Origin of the sequence: Amycolatopsis sp. SID8362 (assembly GCF_010550475.1) — a bacterium.
In the GTDB taxonomy this organism is placed as follows: Bacteria; Actinomycetota; Actinomycetes; order Mycobacteriales; family Pseudonocardiaceae; genus Amycolatopsis; species Amycolatopsis eburnea.
This window is the reverse complement of the sequence record NZ_JAAGNB010000870.1, coordinates 1-5,022: the sequence shown is the minus strand read 5'-3', so window position 1 is coordinate 5,022 and position 5,022 is coordinate 1. Positions and strand designations below refer to the sequence as shown.

At 70.3% G+C, this 5,022-nt stretch carries 6 protein-coding genes and 1 pseudogene; 2 read left to right on the top strand and 5 right to left on the bottom strand.

The genetic code is table 11. The features are described 5' to 3' along the window. Positions 1-381: pseudogene (locus G3I65_RS27265) on the bottom strand (hypothetical protein); the annotation flags it as partial. Between the two features lie 121 nt (positions 382-502). Continuing rightward, the gene (locus G3I65_RS27260) at positions 503-1,390 is read right to left on the bottom strand and encodes an NADP-dependent oxidoreductase (protein ID WP_160698651.1); all 888 of its coding nucleotides are present in this window, start codon (positions 1,388-1,390) and stop codon (positions 503-505) included. Between the two features lie 60 nt (positions 1,391-1,450). Between G3I65_RS27260 and G3I65_RS27255 the strand changes: the two genes are divergently transcribed. Continuing rightward, positions 1,451-1,891: a GNAT family N-acetyltransferase gene (locus tag G3I65_RS27255; RefSeq protein WP_160698650.1), complete on the top strand. Its 441-nt coding sequence runs from the start codon at positions 1,451-1,453 to the stop codon at positions 1,889-1,891. On the opposite strand, the gene lpdA is transcribed toward G3I65_RS27255, so the two are convergent. The 3 genes from lpdA to G3I65_RS27240 all read right to left on the bottom strand — a co-directional run bounded on the left by lpdA (position 1,881) and on the right by G3I65_RS27240 (position 4,568). Then, positions 1,881-3,272 carry a dihydrolipoyl dehydrogenase gene (gene lpdA / locus G3I65_RS27250; RefSeq protein WP_160698649.1) on the bottom strand — a complete coding sequence of 464 codons (1,392 nt, stop codon included), beginning with the start codon at positions 3,270-3,272 and terminating at the stop codon, positions 1,881-1,883. The genes G3I65_RS27255 and lpdA overlap by 11 nt on opposite strands. A 49-nt stretch (positions 3,273-3,321) precedes the next feature. After that, entirely contained in the window at positions 3,322-4,086 is a 765-nt protein-coding gene (locus G3I65_RS27245) for a 1-acyl-sn-glycerol-3-phosphate acyltransferase (protein WP_160698648.1), read from the bottom strand. A gap of 77 nt (positions 4,087-4,163) precedes the next feature. After that, positions 4,164-4,568: a nitroreductase family deazaflavin-dependent oxidoreductase gene (locus G3I65_RS27240; protein WP_160698647.1), complete on the bottom strand. Its 405-nt coding sequence runs from the start codon at positions 4,566-4,568 to the stop codon at positions 4,164-4,166. Positions 4,569-4,783: 215 nt separating this feature from the next. Here G3I65_RS27240 and G3I65_RS27235 point away from each other — a divergent pair. Next, positions 4,784-5,022, top strand: a 239-nt coding sequence (locus tag G3I65_RS27235) for a LacI family DNA-binding transcriptional regulator (RefSeq protein ID WP_160698646.1), incomplete at its 3' end; no start/stop codon positions are given.

The following is a 5,022-nucleotide window of genomic DNA, read 5'->3' as shown; positions in this document are numbered from 1 at the left end:
GACGGCGCCGTCCGGCGCGGTGTAGCGGACGGTGCCCCCGGCGGCCCGCACCGCGTTCGCGACGGCCTTGCCGGACGCGGCGATGTCGACCGCGACGGTGCCGGCGCCGCTGACGCCCACACCGGAGCGGTAGTCGGGCAGCTTCGCGGCGAGCGACCGGTCGGCCCGCAACCGCTTCTCGACGACCAGCTGGCTCGATTGCTTGCGCTCCGCGGGGCTCAGGCTCTTCTTGATGCTCTGCAGCGCGCTGATGCCGGCCTCGGTGCGCGCGGTCGCCGCGTCCACCGTGGACGGCTGCGCCGCCGAGACGCCCGTGGTCAGCAGCAACGCGCCGACCGTCAGCGGAGCCGCGTGCGCGGCAACCCGGCTGAATCTCACCATCGATGTCTCCCTGTGATCCTCGGTCACTCGACCGGGTGTAATGGGGAGAATCTAAGGAGTGACCGGACGGGGAACCACCGACCAAAGTCTGGATCGCGCAACCGTCCACATCCTGGAACGATCAGGGAAACGTGAGAACGATTTTTCCCCGCCCGTGGCCGGTCTCGATTTCCCGGTGGGCCGCGGCTGCCTCGGTGTACGGATAGGCGCGGCGCACGTGGAAGCGCAGATCCCCCTTGGCGTATAGCGCGGCCAGCTCGGCGAGACGCGCGGCGGAGCGTCCGGACTTCGAGACGAGCACGCCGAGTTCCGCGGCCCGTCCGTGGTCGACCAGCGTGAGGATCCTCGACCGGTCCTTCACCAGTTCGAGTGAGAGGTCGAGTGCCTCGCCGCCCGCGCCGTCGAGCACGACGTCGACGCCCAGCGGCGCCACGCGCTCCTTGAGCCCCTCGCCGTACACGACGGCGGTGGCACCCAGCGACCGGACGTAGTCCTGATTGGACGCACTCGCGGTGCCGACGACCTCGGCCCCCGCGAGCCTCGCGAGCTGAACGGCGGCGGTCCCGACCGAACCGGCGGCGCCGTGCACGAGCAGCGTCTCCCCCGCCCGCAGTTTCAAGGCTTCCAAGGCGATCGACGCGGTCTGCGTCCCGGCGGTGAACCCACCGGCCACCTCCCACGGCATCTCGGGCGGCTTCGGGGTGACGTCGGAGGCGGGCACGACGATGTACTCGGCGGCAGCGCGGACGGCGGTGAAGCCGAGAACTTCGGTACCCGCTTCGAGTTCGCCTTCGTCGACGACCCCGGCGAACTCGTTCCCGGGCACGCGAGGCCACCCGAGCACAAGCCCGGGCGGCTCCCACCCGCCCCGCACGGCGGCGTCGTACGGCTGCACGCCGGCGGCCTTGACCCGCACCCGGACTTCGCCGGGCCCGGCGTGCGGTTCCGGGAGATCGAGGACGCGGAGCACTTCGGGCCCGCCGAATTCGGTGAACGCCACAGCTTTCATGGCGCCAGTCTGATACTTCGAGTCAGCTGGAGGTCAAGAACTTCGACGTAGGCTGCGAACATGGTCGAGATCGTCCGCGCCACCCCGGACCAAGCCGCCGCCCTGACCGCTCTCGTGCTCGCGTCCTCGGCGTACCGGGGCGACTACGCCACCATCCTCGACGGCTACGAAGTCACCCCCGCCTACGTCGCGGCCAACCCCACCTTCACCGCCACGGACGACGGCGCCATCCTCGGTTTCTACGCGCTCGTGGCAGCCGAACTCGACCTGCTCTTCGTCGCCGACGCCGCCCAAGGACTCGGCGTCGGCCGCCGGCTGGTCGAGCACCTGCGGAACGAAGCGCGAGCGCGGGGGCTGCGCGACATCCGCGTCGTCGCGCACCCGCCCGCGCTCGAGTTCTACCTCCGCATGGGCGCGCGGCGCACCGGCACGGTCCCGCCGAACCCGCCCAAGGCCCGCTGGGAACGGCCGGAGCTCCGCTTCGACGTCCCTACATGTTGATCATGTGGCCGGCCAGCCCGTGCACGGCTTCCTTCACCGCTTCACCCAGCGTCGGGTGCGCGTGCACGTTCCGCGCGACCTCGTGCACCGTCAGATCCCACTGCTGCGCCAAAGTCAGCTCCGGCAGCAGCTCCGTGACGTCCGGCCCGATCAGGTGCCCGCCGATCAGCTCGCCGTGCGTGCCGTCGCTGATCAGCTTCACGAACCCGCCGGCGTCGCCGAGGCCCTGTGCCTTCCCGTTGGCCGTGAAGGGGAACTTCGCCACCCGGACGTCGAAGCCCTTCTCGCGGGCCTGCTCCTCGGTCCAGCCGAAGCTGGCGATCTGCGGCTGGCAGTAGGTCGCCCGCGGGATCATCGGGAAGTCGAGTTCCATCGTCTCGGCGCCGGCGATCGTCTCCGCCGCGACCACGCCCATCGACTCCGACGCGTGCGCCAGCATCAGCTTCGCCGTCACGTCACCGATCGCGAAGATGTGCGGCACGTTCGTCCGGCCGCGGCCGTCGATCGCGATCGCGCCCCGGTCGGTCAGCGCGACGCCGGTCTTCTCCAGGCCGTAGCCCTCGACCCGCGGCTGGAACCCGATCGCCTGCAGCACCTTGTCCGCGGTGAGCACCTGCTCGCCGTCCTTCTTGGACGAAACCGTCACCCGGACCGCGTCACCCGAGTCGTCGATCGACTCGACGCGGGTCGACGTCAGCACCTTGATCCCGAGCTTCCGGTACCGCCGGGCCAGCTCCGCGGAGACCTCGGCGTCCTCCAGCGGGACCATCCGGTCGAGGAACTCGACGATCGTGACCTCGACGCCGTAGTTGTGCAGCACGTAGGCGAACTCGACGCCGATCGCGCCCGCGCCGGCGATCACGATGCTCGACGGCAGCTCGCTGGACAGGATCTGCTCTTCGTACGTGACGACCCGGGCACTGCGCGCGGTCCCCGGCAGCAGCCGCGTGGTCGCACCGGTCGCGATGACGCAGTGGCCGAACGTGATCTGCTCGCCGTTGACCTCGAGCGTGTGGTCGTCGAGGAACGTGCCGTGCCCGTCGAACTCGGTGATCTTGTTCTTCTTCATCAGGAAGTGCACGCCCTTGACGCGCCCGTCGGCGACCTTCCGGCTGCGCTCGTACGCGGCCGTGTAGTCGACGCGGATCGGGCTGTCGGACGAGATGCCGAACGCCTTCGCCTCCTGCGTCACGACGTGCGCCAGCTCGGCGTTGCGCAGCAGCGCCTTCGACGGGATGCACCCGACGTTCAGGCAGACCCCGCCCCAGTACTTCTCTTCCACCACCGCGACGCTGAGCCCCAGCTGCGACGCGCGGATCCCCGCGACGTAACCGCCGACTCCCGCCCCCAGGACGACGACATCAAAGTGTTGTGCACTCATACGCCAGAAACTACCCCTTCGGGCAGACGCGGGCGGGGTGACGCGGAACTCAGGCCGCGAGGGGCCGCTGCTCGCCCCGGATCGACTCCAAAAGCGTCGTCACCTCACCCATGATGCGGGCCGTCGCCTCCTCCAGCACCTCGCGGGTGAGCGGACGGTCGCGCAGGTCGGACAGGTCGACCGGCGGCCCCGCGACCAGCTCGACGGTCTTGCGCGGCAGCGCGCGGGGGAACTTCGCGGTCGAGGGCAGCAGGTGGTGGGTGCCCCAGTTGGCCACCGGGATCACCGGCGCGCCGGTCTCCAGCGCGGCGCGGACGAGGCCGGTCTTGCCGCGCATCGGCCAGCCGTCCGGGTCCTTCGAGAACGTGCCTTCCGGGAAGACGGCGACGCACTCGCCCGCCCGCACCGACGCCACCAGGTCGCGGTAGGCCTCCGCGGCCGTCGCCGCGCCGCGGTAGACCGGGATGTGGCGGCCGGAGCGCATCACGCGGCCGACCACCGGCAGGTTCCACAGCGAGGCCTTCGCCAGGTAGCGCGGCACGCGGCCGGCGGCGAGGCAGAACGCGGTGAGCGTCGTCGGGTCGGCGAAGGAGAGGTGGTTCGACGCGACCAGCACCCCGCCGGTCTTCGGGATGTGGCGGGAGCCCCGGACGCGGAACCGCGTGGTCTGCGCGAGGAACTGCCAGACCACTTCGATCGCGAAGCTGTACCAGGCGCCACGGCCGGCGCGGGCGAAGCGCCGGCCGTAGGCGATCATCTGGCGTCGGGTCAGCAGCTCACCCTCGAGGTCCAGGGCGGTCCAGCGGTCGGTCATGAGTGTCATTCGTAGCCGACGACCGCCCGGTTCGGCCCCGGCGCGCGCCGAACGCGGCGCAGATCACAGTGCGAATTTCACTGCCGCTCGAGAACCACCACGGGAATCTCACGGTCCGTCTTCTTGGCGTACTCGTTGTAGTCCGGCCAGACGGCGGCGAGCTTGTCCCACAGCTTCGCGCGCTCCTCGCCCTCGGCCGTGCGGGCGACGGCCTTGAACTTGTCCGCCTTCACCTGCACGCCGACCTCGGGGGTCTCGACGAGGTTGAAGTACCAGCCGGGGTGGTTCGGCGCGCCGCCCTTGGACGCGACGATCACCGGGTTGCCGTCGACTTCCTGGTAGATCAGGGCGAACTTGCGCTCCTGCCCGGTCTTGCGGCCCTTGGTGGTCAGCACCAGCGTCGGGACGCCTTCCTTCCAGTCATGCCCGACCTCGCCGTCGGTCTCCTCGTAGCGGCGGACGTGCTCGTCACCGAACAGCATGCGTGTTCCTTTCGCGGTAATGGGCAGTGGCGGGCTCACCACTTGAAGGTTTTCCTTGTTTGCAACACACGTGCCGCGACCGATCTTCCCGGCCGGTTTCACTCGAATGGGTCAGGTCCCCCGAGCAGCGGCTTCTCCGGAGACACCCTCCTCCCAGTAGATTGCACCGACCGAGCACGCGGAGACACCCGAAACCGATCTTGGAGGAGCCAGCCATGAAGGCCCGGCCGCACGTGACACTGGAAGACGTGGCACGCAGCGCGAACGTCTCGCTCGCGACGGCGTCGCGGGTGCTCAACGGCACCGCGTCCGTCCGCGCCGACCTGCGGGAGCGGGTGTCCGCCGCCGCGGCCGAGCTGGCCTACGCCCCCAACGCGCACGCGCAGGCCCTCGCCGGCGGCACGCACCGCACGGTCGGCGTGATCTGCCACGACGTCAGCGACCCGTACTTCGC

Excerpts from the sequence above, each read along its gene's own strand:
- G3I65_RS27260 (WP_160698651.1), bottom strand. The coding sequence starts at position 1,390 with ATGAAAGCTGTGGCGTTCACCGAATTCGGCGGGCCCGAAGTGCTCCGC.
- G3I65_RS27255 (WP_160698650.1), top strand. The coding sequence starts at position 1,451 with ATGGTCGAGATCGTCCGCGCCACCCCGGACCAAGCCGCCGCCCTGACC.
- lpdA (WP_160698649.1), bottom strand. The coding sequence starts at position 3,272 with ATGAGTGCACAACACTTTGATGTCGTCGTCCTGGGGGCGGGAGTCGGC.
- G3I65_RS27245 (WP_160698648.1), bottom strand. The coding sequence starts at position 4,086 with ATGACCGACCGCTGGACCGCCCTGGACCTCGAGGGTGAGCTGCTGACC.
- G3I65_RS27240 (WP_160698647.1), bottom strand. The coding sequence starts at position 4,568 with ATGCTGTTCGGTGACGAGCACGTCCGCCGCTACGAGGAGACCGACGGC.